Below are 14,994 nucleotides of genomic sequence, written 5' to 3' on the forward strand. Positions count from 1 at the left end.
ACCAATAATAATATTGGCACTGACATTCATCGACACACTATTGAGTTCTCAAAGAACACACGCACAAGCTTCCACCCGCAACATGTAGCAGGGGTTTCAGCAGGGCAAGGGTTCATACTGTAGCTCAGACCCGGCACCGGAAGCAAGCTCCCAGCATCATGACCCCGAACACATGATCAGTCAGGCGCTCATCGTCCTACCTCGTTTCCCTGCCATCTGGTGGCCGGGTCGGTGTCCGTGTCGCTCTGACTCGAATTAAGTTACGCATCGCCGAACACGAAGTCAAATCGCCTGGAAAATCCGGTATTTCCCCAGGTAGGGCGCACTCGGCCGCCGCCGGTGGCGTTCACTCCCCCAGCGTTGACCACCTGCTCGGTCGATGGCGATCCACCGGCAACTGATCATTCGTCCAACGGATCGGGTTCCCAATTCCGGGCTCTACCAGTCGACATGATCCGTCACACGTAGACACCGACCATCCCCCGATATAAGGTTTGCCGACATTCAGCAATTTTGCAGCTAACGTCAGGGTGGAAGGAGGCCGAGGTGATCGACGATCTCGATTCGACCGAGCGTCGCGCCTGGAGTGCCGTGCTCACGCTGGCGATGCGGGTGCCCAGTGCCCTCGACTCCCGGCTGCAACGGGAGTTCGGCGTGACGCACTTCGAGTATCGGGTGCTCGCGCTGTTGCGGGAGGCGCCGGCGCACCGGATGCGGCTGAGCACGCTGGCCGAGCGGGGGCACGGTTCGATGTCGCGGCTCTCGCATGTGGTGTCCAAGCTAGAGCGGGTGGGCTGGGTGCGGCGCGAGACCGCGGAATCGGGACGCGGGGTGGACGCGGTGCTCACCGGCAGCGGGCTGGCCAAGGTGGTGGCGGCGACACCGGAATACCTGGTGGCGGTGCGCACACTGGTGCTCGACGGGCTCGACGAGCCGCAGAAGATCGAGTTGGCCGCGCTCGGCGAGCGGCTGTCCCACCGGCTGGCCGGGCACACCTAGAACGCCGCCCCCGCGAGGCGGGAGCGGCGTCCGGTCGAGAGCGGGTGGAGGTCAGTACCGGTCGGGGCGCCAGGTGGCGACCGCCCAGATGACCACGATGTCGATCACGATGATCAGGATCGACCACCAGGGGTAGTAGGGCAGCCACAGGAAGTTGGCGATGATCGACAGCGCCGCGATCACCATGGCCGACACCCGGCCCCAGGTCTGCCCGGCCAGCAGGCCGATCGCGACGATCACCGCGATCGCGCCGAACACGATGTGCCACCAGCCCCAGCTCGTCAGATCGAACTGGTAGGTGTATGCGGGCCCGACGACGATCAGATCGTCGTTGGCCACCGCCGCGATTCCCTGGAGGATCTGGAGAACACCGACCACCGCGAGCAGGATGCCTGCTCCGATGGAGGTTCCGGCCGCGATTCCGTCGCGAACCGGGTGCTGATTCTGGGTTGTCATCGCTGGGCCTTTCCCGTCGGGTCAACGCCACGTGCCACAACGGCACATACCGACGGTAGGAAGCCGCGCGCGGACTCACCTCACCCGTTGTGGGTGAACTCGCGCACGCGCCGGACCGGGCGCAATGTCCTGGCGAGGTCGGTGCGCGCGATGAGCAGCACATCGAGCAGGTAGTTCTGGCGGACCCGCCACGGATGCTTGTCGCCCTGGCGGGGGAAGACGGCGATCGAGCGCAGGATGTAGCCGGCGTTCAGGTCCAGCAGCGGGCGCGGGGTGGGGGTGGTCCGCGGCTGCGGGACCACGGCGTCGTGACCGGTGCGGTCGAGGTGGGACAGGACCTTGCAGACCAGGCGGGAGGTGAGGTCGGCGCGCAGGGTCCAGGAGGCGTTGGTGTAGCCGACGCAGATCGCGAAATTGGGCAGGCCGGTGAGCATGTCGCCCTGCCAGACGAACTGTTCGTCCAGGGCGACGGGTTTGCCGTCGACCGAGGGGGCGATGCCGCCGAAGGCGAGCAGCCGCAGGCCGGTGGCGGTGACGACGATGTCGGCGGGCAGCGTGGCGCCCGAGGCCAGGCGGATGCCCTCGGGAACGAAGGTCTCGATGCGATCGGTGACCACGGTGGCCTTGCCCTGCTTCATCGCCTTGAAGAAGTCGGCGTCGGGGGCGACGCACAGGCGCTGGTCCCACGGGTCGTAGTCGGGGGTGAAGTGCTCGGCGACGAGCTCGGCGTCTTTGAGAATGCGGGTGGCCAGGCCGGTGAGCAGCTTGCGCGCGGCCGCGGGGCGACGGCGGCAGTACTGATAGAAACCGGTCATGAACAGGATGTTCTTGGTGCGGATCACCCGGTGGGCCAGGCCGGCGGGGAGCAGTTCGCGGATCTTGTCGGCCTGCTTGTCGCGGCCGGGGACCGCGCTGATCCAGGTGGGTGTGCGCTGCAGCATGGTGACGTGCTCGGCCTCGGCCGCCAGCGACGGGACCAGGGTGACGGCGGTGGCGCCGCTGCCGATGACCACGATCCGCTTGCCGCGCACGTCCAGGTCGGCGGGCCAGAACTGCGGGTGCACCACGGTGCCCGCGAAGTCCGCGCGGCCGGGGAACACGGGGTCGTGCGGCTGCTGGTAGTCGTAGTAGCCGGCGCAGGCGTAGAGGAAACCGCAGGTCAGGGTGCTCAGCTCGGGGCCGTCGGGGCCCTCGTGGGCGATGGTGAGCTGCCAGCGGGCCCGCGCGGAGGACCAGTCGGCGCCGATCACCCGCGAGCCGTAGCGGATGCGCTTGTCGATGCCGTTCTCCTGGGCCGTCTCGCGGATGTAGTCCAGGATCGAGGCGCCGTCGGCGATGGACTTGGCCGCGCGCCACGGCTTGAACGGGTAGCCGAGGGTGAACATGTCCGAGTCGGAGCGGATGCCCGGGTAGCGGAACAGGTCCCAGGTGCCGCCGAGATCGGCGCGGGCCTCGAGCACGGCGTAGCTGCGGTGCGGATGCTCGGTCTGCAGCCGATACGCGGCCCCGATGCCGGACAGTCCTGCGCCGACGATGACGACGTCGAGGTGTTCGGGGGCAACGGCGGAGTCGGTCATGGCGTCCAGTGTGCCTGGCCCGAGGCGGGGACAGAAGGGCGCCGTTTCGCCTATCGTCGGGCGGTGTCGATTCTCCGGCGCACCGGGTGGTTGCTCCTGGGCGCACTGGTCATCGTGTCGGCGGCCGGGATCGCGGGGCTGCCGGTCTATGTCGCACCGCAGCGTGATCCGGTGCGCGCCGCCGATGTCGTCGTGGTGCTCGGTGGTGGTCCCGACGAGCGTGTCGAGGTGGGGATCGCGCTGGCCGAGCACGGGGTTGCCGCGGAAGTGCTCCTCTCGCTGGGTGACGAGCCCGACGATCCGCGGATGGACCGGTACTGCGGTGGGCGGTTCCCGTTCCGGGTCTCGTGTTTCGCGCCCGATGCCGCGCGCACCGACGGTGAGGCGCGCGAGATCGTCCGGCGCGCGACGATCTACGGGTGGCGTCATCTCATCGTGGTGACCTCGACGCCCGAGCTCTCGCGCGCCCGGCACCTGGTGGGCAAGTGTTTCGACGGCGAGCTGACCATGGTCGCGGGGGCGACCGGCGCGGGCGCGAAATACTGGACGTGGATGTATGTGCGCGAATCCGCCGGGTATCTGCGGGCTTTCGTGAACCAGCGCTGCGAGGCGGTGGTGGCGGCGCGGCCCGGGGTGGCCGGGGCGGTGCCGGATTAGGCTGACCGGGTGCCGGATCCGTCATCCACCGCCCACCCGCACGAACCGCACGCCGAGAGCTTCGCCGCGCGGCTGAACTGGCTGCGGGCCGGGGTGCTCGGCGCCAACGACGGGATCGTGTCCACCGCGGGGCTGGTCGTCGGTGTCGCCGCGACCACGAACAACACGCAGACGATTCTCGCCGCGGGCATCGCCGGGCTGGTCGCGGGCGCGATCTCGATGGCCGCCGGTGAGTACGTGTCGGTGAGTACCCAGCGCGATTCGGAGAAGGCGCTGCTGGCGAAGGAGCGGCGAGAACTGGCCGACGATCCCAACTCCGAGCTGGTCGAGCTGGCGGGGATCTACGAGGCCAAGGGGCTGAGTCCGGCGACGGCGCGCACGGTCGCCGAGGAACTCACCGCGCACGACGCGTTCACCGCGCACGCCGAGGCCGAGCTGGGACTGGACCCGCGCGAGCTGACGAACCCCTGGGCGGCGGCGATCTCCTCGGCGATCGCGTTCACCTGCGGTGCGCTGCTGCCGCTGCTGGCCATCGCGATCCCGCCGGTCGGCTGGCGGGTGCCGGTGACCTTCGCGGCGGTGCTGGTGGCGCTGGCGCTGACCGGTTCGCTCAGTGCGCGGCTCGGTGGCGGTCTGCGGCGCCGCGCCGTGCCGCGGGTGGTGATCGGTGGCGCGCTGGCCATGGCGATCACCTACGCGATCGGCACGCTCACCGACACCCTCGGAGCGTGAGCGGGGTCAGTGGGCCGGGCCGAGATCGAGCCTGCGGATGACCCGGTCGACGACATCGGGTGGGATGCCGGGCTCGCGGCGGGCGGCCTGGGCCTCGCGGCGCCCAGCCTCGACGACGGCCAGCCGGACCCCGCGCATGCGGGAGGCGAGGGCGCGTTCCTTTTCCAGGGTGGCTCTGGCGTCGGCGTCGGCGGCCTCGGGGTCGGCCTTGGCCGAGAGGTGGCGTAGGGCGTCGCGCAGGTCCTCGTAGACGTCGTCGGGGAGGTCGTCGCGGGCGGCGATGCGTTTGAGTTCGGCGAGTTCGGCGTGCAGGACGCGGGTCCACAGGGCCTGTTCGACCGCACGTTCCTCGCGGGTGTCGGCGTGCACGCCGGTGATCCGCACGATCAGCGGCAGGGTCGGGCCCTGCACCAGCAGCGTGAACAGGACCACGGCGAAGGCGACGAACAGGATCTCCGAGCGGGCCGGGAAGTCGGCGCCGGAATCTATGGTGAACGGGACGGCCAGCGCCAGCGCGACCGTCGCCACCCCGCGCATGCCCGCCCACCAGGTGACGATCACCTCGCGCCAGGTGAACGGCTCGTCGGTGTAGCGCCACAGCTTCATGCTGATCAGCCAGGTGACCAGCAGCCAGACCAGCCGCAACAGCACCACCACGGCGATCACCGCGACGGTGACCCCGGCCAGTTCGGGCCAGTTGGCGCCGGTGGTGTCGATGACGACGCGCAGTTCCAGGCCGATCAGGGCGAAGGCGAAACCGGTGATGAGCATTTCGGTGATGTCCCAGAAGGAGTCGGCGACCAGGCGGTACTCGCGGTCGACGATCTCGGTCACCGCGTCGGTGAGATACAGCGCGCAGACCAGCACAGCGAGCACCGCCGAGCCCTCCCAGTGCTCGGCCAGGCCGTAGGCGACGAAGGGCAGCAGCAGGGTCAGGGCCACCTGGCCGGTCGCGTTGTCGAGATAGCGGGTGAACTTGCTGCCCACCCAGCCCAGTGCCAGGCCGACGCCGAGCCCGACCACCGCGGCCAGCACGAAATCGCCCAGGGCGTGCCAGGGCGAGAACAGGCCGGTGACCACGGCCTGGATGCCGACGGTGTAGATGACGATCGCGGTGACATCGTTGAACAGGCCCTCGCCGCCGAGGGTGACGATCAGGCGGCGGGGCAGCCCGAGCCTGCCCGCCATGGAGGTGGCCGCGACCGGGTCGGGTGGGGCGACCAGCGCGCCGAGCACCACGCCCGCGGCGACCGCGACGGCCGGGTTCCAGGCGTGGAAGACCGCGGCGACCGCGACGGCGGTGACGATCACCAGGCCGACCGCGCGCAGGGCGATGATCTGCCAGTTCTCGGCGAATTGGCGCCAGGAGGTGCGGCGGGCGGCGGCGTAGAGCAGTGGGGGCAGCACCACCGGCAGGATCAGTTCGGGCGGGATGTTCAGGCTCGGCACGGCCGGGATCACCGCGAGCAGGCAGCCGAAGACCGTCATCAGGATCGACGGGGCGACACCGATGCGGTCACCGAAGGACTCGGCGAGCACGGCCGCGAGCAGGATCACCAGAGTGAGCACCAACTGGTCCATAGCCGACCAGTGTCACGGATTCCGGCGGGCCCCGGAGGCCGACCCGCCGGTCGGGACGACACCTCCCACCCCGGCCACGGCAGCGATGCTTGGGCCCAGCCAGTCGCACCCCGCCCGGTCACGGCGACGGTGCGCAGGCCAGCCGGTAAGACCCGGTTGCGGCGGCGGTGACGGAGCAGCGAGGGGCACGCTCGTTGGCTGGGCGTGGGCGGGATGTCAGCCGAGGGTGGCGGCGGCCGGTGGGAGCAGGATCGGGGGGAGCGGGAACGGGAGTTGGATGGCGGGTGGGGGCGGTGGCGGCGCCGGGGCCGGGGCCGGGGCGGGCTCGGGGACCGGCGCGGGTTCGGGTTCCGGCGGGGGTGGCGGGTTGTAGACCGGCGGCGGCTCGTATGCCGGTGGGGGCGGTGGTTCGGGCACCGGCGGTGGCGGAGGCGCGGGGGCTTCGACCGGGGCCGGTTCCGGAGCGGGGCCGGGAGCAGGGGGTGCGGCGGGGTCGGCGGGGGGTGGTGGGGGTGCGTTGGTGACCGGGGCCGGGTTGTCGGGGGTGGTGGCCGTGCACTGCCAGGCGCCGTCGTCCTCGACTCGCCAGTGCGCGACGATCCCGCCCGCCGAGCAGTTGCCGCCGACGCGGCGCGCGGGCCAGGGTGGGGCGAAGCCGACATCGGTGGCTTCGTGATCGGAGGACTCGTCACCGACCGGCAGGCCGCTGTTGCCGCGCATCGGGTTGACCGGGTCGTTCTCGTCGCCCTGGCCGGCGCGCAGCAGCAGGCCGAGGGCGACGACGAGCGCGAGCAGCGCGGCCAGCACCGCCGCGATCGCGATCGTTCGAGTACTGCGCCCGGATTCCTGCTCGGGGGCTTCGCTGCTCTCTGCCATCGCACCGCCTTCGACCGCGGACCAGGACTCCCCCTCGTCCAGCAGGCTACCGCACGGTTGCTCGCCGATGGCCGCACCGCAACCGACTACCACTGGCCAGGGCGAATACCTATATCCAGTGGTTGCCAGATGTTTACTTGATCGCGACCCGAACCTTCACCGCGTCGGCGTCGGTGTTGTGCAGAGCCTGGGCGATCAGGGCGCCGAGGTCGAGCTGCGGGCCCGCGGCGGTCACCGATTCGGTGAGCGGACGCAGGCCGGGCAGCAGCGCCGACAGCTCGGGACCGAGCTCGTCGAGCTTGGCGGTGAGCTCCTGCAGGAAGGGCACCAGGCCGCCGTCGCGCAGGTACATCTCCGGATCGCCGCCCGCGGCACTCACCCGGCCGACCGACTCGACGAACTGATCGATGACGTGCGCCAGCCGCCGGAATTCCGGGGCGGCGGCCGAGGTGGCCGGGCCGGCCCAGCCGATGTCGCCGGAGACGTACTCGAAGTTGTTCTGCAGTTCGGCGATGGCGGGCGCGCGGCTCATGATGGCGGCGGCCAGCAGGTCACCGGCCCTGGCCAGCTCCGGGATGACGTTCTCGGTGCCGACCATGGCCGTGCCGAGGGTGTCGACCAGCGAGCCGACGACGGTGGGGTCGAGCTGCTCGACGGTCTTGGTGACCAGCCGCGCGACCTCCGGGATCGACATCGGGGTGCGCACGTTCTCCCCCGCCAGGTGCTGACCGTCGGCGACGAACGGCCCGTCGGCACCGCGCGGGACGAACTGCACGTACGGCTCACCCAGCGAGGACAGGTGCTCGATGGTGACGACGCTGCTCATCGGCACCTTGTGCTCGGCGCCGAAGCGGAAACCGACCTGCACGCGCCCGGCCGCCGAGGTGTCGACCGCGGTGACCTTGCCGATCTCGATGCCGGTGAGCAGGATCGGCGAGCCGACGCTGAGACCGCCGGAGTTGGCCAGTTCGATCGAGGCCTCGGTGTAGTCGGCGAACGGGTCGACGCGCACGACGCCGAAGGTCAGATAGCTCGCACCGAGGACGGTGATGGCGGCGATACCGCCCAGTGAGGCCAGGGCACCGATCTTCATCGCACCATTCCGATCATCCGCAGGGCGGTGACGATCTGCTCGACCCGTTCCTCCTCGGAGACCTGCACACCGGTCACATTCACCTGCGGTTTCTGCGCGAACGGCAGCACGCGCTCCTGCAACAGGGTGCTGAGCAGGGCCATGTTGCCCGGGGTGCGCGAGTCGGGTGCGCCGCCGGTGGCCAGCGGCAGGAAGGCCGCCACGGCCGCGTCACCGGAGTTGGCGACCGGTGCGAGCCAGGTCAGCGAGGAGCCTACCGGGCCCAGGGCGTCGAAGATCTTCATCGTCTTGGCGATCGAGTCGGCGGTGCCGGTGAGCGCGGTGACGGCCTCGGGGGTGAGGATGTTGGTGAGCTCGGGGCCGATGCCGACCATGACCTCGGCATTGGCGGCCAGGCCGTCGACCAGCAGGTCGACCTGGTCGAGGTTGGCGGCCAGGTCGGCGGCGTCGGCGCCCATGACCGCGGAGATGCGCGCGGTCTCCTTCGGGTCCTGCGGCATGACCGAGTTGATCCGGCCGATCATCTCCTGGAGCTGTCCGATGGCACCGCCCTGCACGAACAGGGCCATCGTCGCCATGGTGTCCTCGAGCTGGACCGGTGGTTTGGTGTGGTCGATGCCGATGGTGCCGCCGTCGCGCAGCAGTTGGCCGAAGCCGTCCTTGGGGGTGGTCAGCGACAGGTGGATGTCACCGAGGATGGTGTCCTGGCGCAGTTCGGCGATGGTGGAGGTGGGCAGCTGCACCGAGTCGCGGATGTCGGCCTCGACGACGACGTAGCCGCCGCGACCGGCGGGGGCGTCGGCGGGCTGGACCACCCGCACGCCCTCGACGATGCCGATCTCGGCGCCGTTGGCGATCACCTTCGATTTCGCGGGCAGGTTCAGCGCGCTGCTGAACTCGATGTTCACCCGGTAGGTCGGGCCGCTGAGGGTGGCACCGGGCACCGGCACCTCGGCGGGGTCGAAGCCGCAGCCGCCGACGGCGAGCCCCGCCGCGACCAGGGCCGCGATCATGCCGTGCCGCACAGTCTTTCGCGTGTTCATCGAGCACCTGCCATTCCCAGCACGACCTGCGCGAGGTTCATATCGGACAGGCCCTGCGCCGGGTCGGCGCACTGGCCGGGGACGAGCGCGTTCACCGCGGCGCAGACCTGGTCGGCCTCGCCGGCGGGCAGCGCCACCCGCGGTGGGGCGTAGGTGATCGCGGTGCCTTCGGTGACCCCGCGCAGGGCCGTGGCCAGCGCGGGGGTCTTGGCCACGATCTCGCCGAGCGATCCGGCGTTGGCGCGCAACAACTTCACCAGCGGGACGGCGCCGTCGAGCGCGCCGATCAGCGGGTCACCGAGGATGGTGGCGAAGTCGTTGAGCATCGGCAGCAGCTCGCCCAGACCGTCGAACAGGGTGGTCGCCGGGCCGAGCAGGTCGTCGGAGGACTGGCTCAGCAGCGGCGCGAGCCGGGTGAGCATGGACTGCAGGTCGCCCCAGTTGGCGGCCACCCGGTTGGAGACCGAGGCGAAGGCGTCGAAAAGACCTGCGAGATGGCCGATGTCGGCGTCGGGCTGGTTCATCGCCGAACCCAGCTTGTGCACGAGTTCGTTGACGGTGGGGCCGGTGCCCACGGTGGCGCGGTCCAGTGCGGCCAGGCCGTCGACCAGCGCGGTGGGCTGACCGGCCTCGCCGCCGGAGAGCTGCTCGGACAGGCTCGCCAGCGCGGTGAGGGTCTCGGTGATGCTCTTGGGCGTCAGGGTTTTGGTGATGCAGCCGGGGCCGAACTCGCGGGTGTCCTTGCCGCTGCTGAGCACGGCCAGGTTGCGGTCGGCGGCCACCGAGTAGGCGACCGTGGTCGCCGAGGCGTCGGCCAGGACCGGATGGTCGGCGTCGACCTCGAAATCGACACGGACAGTGGCGCCCTCGTTGCGCACCGCGGTCACCTCACCGACATCGATACCGCGCATGGTGACGTGGTTGCCGGGATACAGGCCGATCGCGTCGGGCATGATCGCGCAATAGGATTCGGTCTTCTTCAGCGGGTCGAAGGCGACGAAGTAGCCCGCCGCCACCAGCGCGACCAGCACGCCGACACCCGCGATCGACATGAACGCCTGCGAGCCGAGCAGTCGTTTCAGCATCAGCAGTCCTTCCCGGGCAGCGGCACGCACACCTGGGTGCCGGACTGGTCGACGACCACGCCCGCGCCCAGCTCGGTGAGCTTGGTCTGCAAGGAGCCGACGGTGCCGAGCAGCGGCTCGAACTGACCGCTCAGTTCCTGCAGCTTGGGCAGCGCGTCGGCCAGGGCCTGGGCCTGCGGCTTCAGGGTCGAGTCCCAGGAGGGGGCGAGCCCGGCGAGCCTGCCGACCACCGAGGTGAGCAGCCGGACCGCCTCGGCCAGTTCGGCTTTGCGGCTCAGCAGCATGTCCTCGAGCAGGTTGACGTTGTCCATCAGCCTGCCCAGATCGGACTTGGCGCCGTCGTACATGGAGATGTACTCGTCGAGGATGGCGATCGAGCGCGAGACCTGCGAACGCTGGCGGTCGAGCATGTCGACGTATTTGCCGACGGTGTCGAGGGTGCCGCGCAGCGCCTCCGGGGAGTTGGCGATGGCGTCGTTGGCGGCGGCCAGGTTCTTGCGCACGGTGTCGCCGTCGACGGTGGCCAGCGGGGTGGTGGCGTCCTGGAAGGTCTCGATCAGGCTGTAGGGCAGGCGGATCCGGTCGGCCGGGATGGCCGTCTCGCCCAGCGGCTGCGAGCCCGCGGGGTACAGCGCGACGTAGTGGCCGCCGACCACGGTGAGCATGCGGATGTCGAGGGAGGTCTGATCGCCGACGAACACGTCGTTGTCGACGGTGAATCGCATGATCACCTTGTCCGGCTTCAGCTCCAGGGAGGTGACGCTGCCGACCGAGATACCGGCCAGGCGCACGTCGTCGCCCTCGCGCACCGACTGGGCCTCGCTGAGTTCGGCGGTGTAGGTGTGCTTGCCCAGCGGCACCACGTAGACGATGCCGGCGCCGATCATGAACAGCACCACCAGGGCCAGGCCGATGATGCCCAGGCGCAGTTCCCGTGCGCGCTTGGATGCTTCGTCGAGGATCGGGCGGTCGCCGGAGAAGAACTTCGTCAGGCGTTGCATATCGTGACCTTCTGTCCGGCGATCAGCACCTGCAGGGGCGCGGGCACCTCGGCGGCGCCGTTGCTGCAGTGCGGTGTGAAGTCGGCGAACCCGCGCGAGAGCGAGGCGTCGAAACCGGCGAGCAGGCCGGGCAGCCGCCCGAAGACCTCGACCGCCTGTTGCGGGTCCGGGAAGAGGTTCGCGATCAGCGCGTCGACATCGGCGCCGCCGCCCTCGGTCAGGCCGAGCGAGGCGAGCATCCGGTCGACCGGGCCGAGCACCGAGGGCGCGGTCATCGCGAACTGCACGACGCCACCGATATTGCGCTGCATGGCCTCGAAGATGTCGGTGAGCCGGGCCAGCAGCGGCAGCAGATGACCGACCTGGCCGCCGTGGCGTTCCGAGAGCGTCGACAGGTTGCGGATCAGCGTGCTGACCACCTGCTGACGGTCCTCGGCGTAGCCGGCGAGCTGGTCGATCGCGGTGAGCGCGGGGCCAAGGCCGCTGCCGTCGCCCTCGATGACGGCCAGCATGCTGGCGGTGAACTGGTTGATCGCCTCCGGCGACAGCGTCGCCAGCACCGGCTTCAAACCGCTGAACAGGCTGGTCACGTCGAAGGACGGGACGGTCATGTTCGCGCCGATGCGGGCGTCGGCGGCGATGCGGGTGCCCGGCACCGTCGCCTGCTGGAGATCGATGTAGCGCTGGCCGGTGAGGTTCTGGTAGCGGATGGCCAGTTTGCTGTTGTCGTAGATGGGGGTGTCGGTCTTGACCGTGAGGTGGACCTTGGCCTTGTCGCCCTCGAGGCTGATCTTCTCGACCTTGCCCACCTGCACGCCGAACATGCGCACGTCGTTGCCGACCTTGAGGCCGTTGGCGTCGGTGAACAGCGCGTCGTGGGCCGCGGTGTCACCGGAGACCGGGCGCTTGATCAGGGTGAACACGAGCCCGAGCACGGCGACCATCACCAGTGCGAACGCGCCGAGTCGCAGCGCTACGCCACCGATCTTCATCGCGCACCGTCCTTTCCGAACAGCGGCACCGCCAGTGCCGGGACACCGGCGAGCTCGACGTCGAGGTTGAGCACCGGGCCCTCCGGTCCCACCGGCATGGCGCCGAGCAGGTTGGTGAGCAGGGCGCGCAGGTCGGCGCCGGTCTGTGCCGGGTTGGGCGACATCTGGGCCAGCGCGTAGAGCATGGGCGCGAGCATGTCGGTGGTCTCGGCGAAGTGGCCGCCCGCGGTGTTCACGGTGGTGGTCAGGGCGGGCAGGATGCTGCCGCCGATCACACCGACGCCGATGTCGTAGCGGTCCTTGTCGACCTGGGTCACCTTGATCTCGCTGAGGGTGTCGATCACCTGCATGGTGGCGCCGGCGAACTCGCCGCCGCCCTCGAAGGCCGGGCCGAGCCTGCCGAACAGCTCCGACGGGGAGACGTCCTGGTTGTCGGCGATGGTCTTGGCCACGGTGATCAGCGCCTGCACCAGCGGGGTGAACGCCTTGAAGTCGGCGGCCAGCTGGGAGACCACGGTCGCCATCTGCGGGCTGGTCACCGTCATGCCGACCTGGGACAGGCTGCGCAGGATGGCGCTCATGGTCGCGTCGTAGACGCGGCCGGAGTTGGCGCCGGTGAGGTCGAGGACCGCGCCCTCGCGCAGCGGCGCGCCGCCGGTGCCGCGGCGCAGTTCCAGCTCCGCGATGCCGAACAGGTTGGTCGGGGCGTAGTCGACGGCGAGGCTGTCGTCGATGCCGTGCAGGCGCTCGGCGTCGAGCAGCAGCGAGATCTGCTGGGTGCCGCGCTCGCCGGGGGCCACTTCGGCGACCTCGCCGACGGTGACACCGTCGATGCGGACCTGGCTGCCGGCGCTGATGCCGTCACCGAGGTGTTCGGTGTGCAGCGCGATGCGCAGGCCGTCCTCGGTCTTCACATTGTTGTAGACGACGGTGGCGAGCACGACCGCGGCGATGATGCCGAGGATGACCGCCCCGGTCAGCCGGGAGGTCCGTCGGTCGGCGGCCACGCCGGGCATTCCGTAATTCGGCACTACCTCACCCCGTAAAACTGATCGCCGAGTTGAAGCCCCACAGCACGATCGACAGCACCATGTCGATGGCGACGATCGCCACCGAACTGGCCCGGACCGCGCGGCCGGAGGCGATGCCGACGCCCTCGGGGCCACCGGTGGCGAAGAATCCGAAATAGCTGTGCACCAGGATCACGACGGTGCCGAACACGGCGACCTTGATCACCGCGGCGATCATGTCGAAGCCGGAGATGAACTGGAAGAAGTAGTGGTCGTAGACACCGGCCGACTGCCCGTAGACCATCGTGAGCAGCCCGCGGCAGGCGCCGTAGGACAGGATCAGCGCGATCAGGAAGGTCGGCACGATGGCGATGGCGCCGGCGATCACGCGGGTGGTGACCACGAAGGGCACCGAGCGCAGGCCGAGCGCCTCGATGGCGTCGATCTCCTCGGAGATGCGCATCGAGCCGATCTCGGCGGTGATGCGGCAGCCCGCCTGGGCGGCGAAGCCGATGGCCGCCGCGATCGGGGCCAGCTCACGGGTGGTGGCGTAGGCCGAGATGACGCCGGTGACCGGGCCCATGCCGAGCATGTCGAGCGAGGCGAAGGACTCCACGCCGACCGAGGCGCCCATGACCAGGCCGAGCACGATCATCATCGGCACGGTGCCGCCGCCGACGATGATCGAGCCGCGGCCCCAGGTCATGTCGGTGACCGCGCGCAGTGTCTCGTCGCGGTAGCGGCGCAGCGTGAGCGGCACCGAGGACAGCACCTGCCAGACGAACACGGCCACGAAGCCGAGCGATTCGCCCGCGGAGGTGATCTTGCGGCCCAGGCGCGCGGGCTTGCGCAGCCAGTGCAGCGAGGTGGGGATGTAGGAGGAGGCAGCCATCACGCCAGCTTCGTCGGCAGGAACATGGCACTGATCTGGGTGGCCAGCAGGTTCACGATCGCGATCGAGACCACCGAGAGCACCACCGCGGCGTTCACCGCGTCGGCGACACCGCGCGGGCCGCCCTTGGCCTCGAGTCCGCGCTGGCAGGAGATGACCACGACCAGGAAGCCGAAGATCAGTGCCTTGAGCAGCGAGACCCACACGTCACCGGCGGTGGCGAAGGAGCCGAAGGTCGACCAGTAGCTGCCCGGGGTGACGCCCTGGCCGCCGACGGCGACCGCGTATCCGGCGAGCACGCCGACGAAGATGATCAGCACATTGAGCATCGGCGCCACGATGAGCATCGCCATCATGCGCGGGATGACCAGCCGGTGCACCGGGCTGATGCCCATGGTGTTGAGCGCGTCGATCTCCTCGCGGATGGTGCGCGCGCCCAGGTCGGCCGCGATGGCCGCCGCGCCGGCGCCACCGAGCAGGAAGCCCGTCGCGATCGGGGCGCCCTGCTTGATGACGCCCAGACCGCCGGTGGCGCCGAGCATGGAGTCCGCGCCGAGGCTGTGGATCAGGTTGCCGACCTGGATCGAGACGATCACCCCGAACGGGATGGCCATCAGGATCGCGGGGATGGCGGTGACGGTGATCAGGCGCCAGGCCTGCACCAGCGTCTCGCGCCACTGGAACTGACGGCGCGCGACATCGGTGATCGTGCCGGTGACCGACTCCTGGGCGAGGTCGACCGCGCGACCGAAGGTCCGCAACGACGACACGACCGTGTCGGTGAAATTCTTGCGGACGATCTGGCTAGCGGAATCCGGCTTCGCGGAATGCAGATCGGTGGACATCAGGGATGCCCCCGGCCCACTCGCGAAGCGCGGCGGATGGTGGTTTTCATACCGCACTCTCTGGCTTCGGCGTCGGTGCCAACTCCAGCAAGCTAACCGGTACTCTGCGTCACAACAAAATTTCCGGGTAGTGACCCTCGTCTCTTTCGACGCGT

General features: G+C 69.7%; 15 protein-coding genes. 3 read left to right on the top strand and 12 right to left on the bottom strand.

What is annotated here, in order from left to right; translation table 11 throughout:
• Positions 1-546: 546 nt before the first annotated feature.
• Positions 547-999, top strand: coding sequence for a MarR family winged helix-turn-helix transcriptional regulator (locus ACFC06_RS28735; RefSeq protein ID WP_375938515.1), 453 nt, complete (start codon positions 547-549; stop codon positions 997-999).
• A gap of 51 nt (positions 1,000-1,050) precedes the next feature.
• On the opposite strand, the gene ACFC06_RS28740 is transcribed toward ACFC06_RS28735, so the two are convergent.
• A complete protein-coding gene (locus ACFC06_RS28740) occupies positions 1,051-1,455 on the bottom strand; it encodes a hypothetical protein (RefSeq protein ID WP_375938518.1) in 405 nt (134 codons plus the stop codon).
• 80 nt (positions 1,456-1,535) lie between these two features.
• Positions 1,536-3,032 carry a flavin-containing monooxygenase gene (locus ACFC06_RS28745; protein WP_375938521.1) on the bottom strand — a complete coding sequence of 499 codons (1,497 nt, stop codon included), beginning with the start codon at positions 3,030-3,032 and terminating at the stop codon, positions 1,536-1,538.
• A gap of 63 nt (positions 3,033-3,095) precedes the next feature.
• On the opposite strand from ACFC06_RS28745, the gene ACFC06_RS28750 reads away from it, so the two are divergent.
• Positions 3,096-3,689, top strand: a complete 594-nt coding sequence (locus ACFC06_RS28750) for a YdcF family protein (RefSeq protein WP_375938524.1) — start codon at positions 3,096-3,098, stop codon at positions 3,687-3,689.
• A gap of 9 nt (positions 3,690-3,698) precedes the next feature.
• The gene (locus ACFC06_RS28755) at positions 3,699-4,421 is read left to right on the top strand and encodes a VIT family protein (protein WP_375938527.1); all 723 of its coding nucleotides are present in this window, start codon (positions 3,699-3,701) and stop codon (positions 4,419-4,421) included.
• Positions 4,422-4,427: 6 nt separating this feature from the next.
• Here the strand turns inward: ACFC06_RS28755 and ACFC06_RS28760 are convergent, their stop codons facing one another.
• The 10 genes from ACFC06_RS28760 to ACFC06_RS28805 form a co-directional block, all read right to left on the bottom strand.
• A complete protein-coding gene (locus tag ACFC06_RS28760; protein ID WP_375938530.1) occupies positions 4,428-6,002 on the bottom strand; it encodes a Na+/H+ antiporter in 1,575 nt (524 codons plus the stop codon).
• Positions 6,003-6,218: 216 nt separating this feature from the next.
• Positions 6,219-6,878, bottom strand: a complete 660-nt coding sequence (locus ACFC06_RS28765; protein ID WP_375938533.1) for a hypothetical protein — start codon at positions 6,876-6,878, stop codon at positions 6,219-6,221.
• A gap of 133 nt (positions 6,879-7,011) precedes the next feature.
• Positions 7,012-7,971 (bottom strand): MlaD family protein, encoded by a 960-nt coding sequence (locus ACFC06_RS28770; protein ID WP_375938536.1) that lies wholly within the window; start codon positions 7,969-7,971, stop codon positions 7,012-7,014.
• A complete protein-coding gene (locus tag ACFC06_RS28775) occupies positions 7,968-9,014 on the bottom strand; it encodes an MlaD family protein (protein WP_375938539.1) in 1,047 nt (348 codons plus the stop codon). Before ACFC06_RS28775 ends, ACFC06_RS28770 begins: the two co-directional genes overlap by 4 nt.
• Positions 9,011-10,099, bottom strand: a complete 1,089-nt coding sequence (locus tag ACFC06_RS28780; protein ID WP_375938542.1) for an MlaD family protein — start codon at positions 10,097-10,099, stop codon at positions 9,011-9,013. Before ACFC06_RS28780 ends, ACFC06_RS28775 begins: the two co-directional genes overlap by 4 nt.
• Positions 10,099-11,100, bottom strand: coding sequence for an MlaD family protein (locus ACFC06_RS28785; protein WP_375938545.1), 1,002 nt, complete (start codon positions 11,098-11,100; stop codon positions 10,099-10,101). The genes ACFC06_RS28780 and ACFC06_RS28785 overlap by 1 nt, the downstream gene beginning before the upstream one ends.
• The gene (locus tag ACFC06_RS28790; protein ID WP_375938548.1) at positions 11,088-12,092 is read right to left on the bottom strand and encodes an MlaD family protein; all 1,005 of its coding nucleotides are present in this window, start codon (positions 12,090-12,092) and stop codon (positions 11,088-11,090) included. Before ACFC06_RS28790 ends, ACFC06_RS28785 begins: the two co-directional genes overlap by 13 nt.
• Complete coding sequence (locus ACFC06_RS28795; protein WP_375938551.1) at positions 12,089-13,123, bottom strand: MlaD family protein; 1,035 nt, start codon at positions 13,121-13,123, stop codon at positions 12,089-12,091. Before ACFC06_RS28795 ends, ACFC06_RS28790 begins: the two co-directional genes overlap by 4 nt.
• A gap of 4 nt (positions 13,124-13,127) precedes the next feature.
• Entirely contained in the window at positions 13,128-13,994 is an 867-nt protein-coding gene (locus tag ACFC06_RS28800) for an ABC transporter permease (RefSeq protein ID WP_278266093.1), read from the bottom strand.
• Positions 13,994-14,839 (bottom strand): MlaE family ABC transporter permease, encoded by an 846-nt coding sequence (locus tag ACFC06_RS28805; protein WP_375938555.1) that lies wholly within the window; start codon positions 14,837-14,839, stop codon positions 13,994-13,996. Before ACFC06_RS28805 ends, ACFC06_RS28800 begins: the two co-directional genes overlap by 1 nt.
• Positions 14,840-14,994 lie beyond the last annotated feature (155 nt).

Origin of the sequence: Nocardia sp. NPDC056064, from assembly GCF_042266925.1 — a bacterium.
In the GTDB taxonomy this organism is placed as follows: Bacteria; Actinomycetota; Actinomycetes; order Mycobacteriales; family Mycobacteriaceae; genus Nocardia.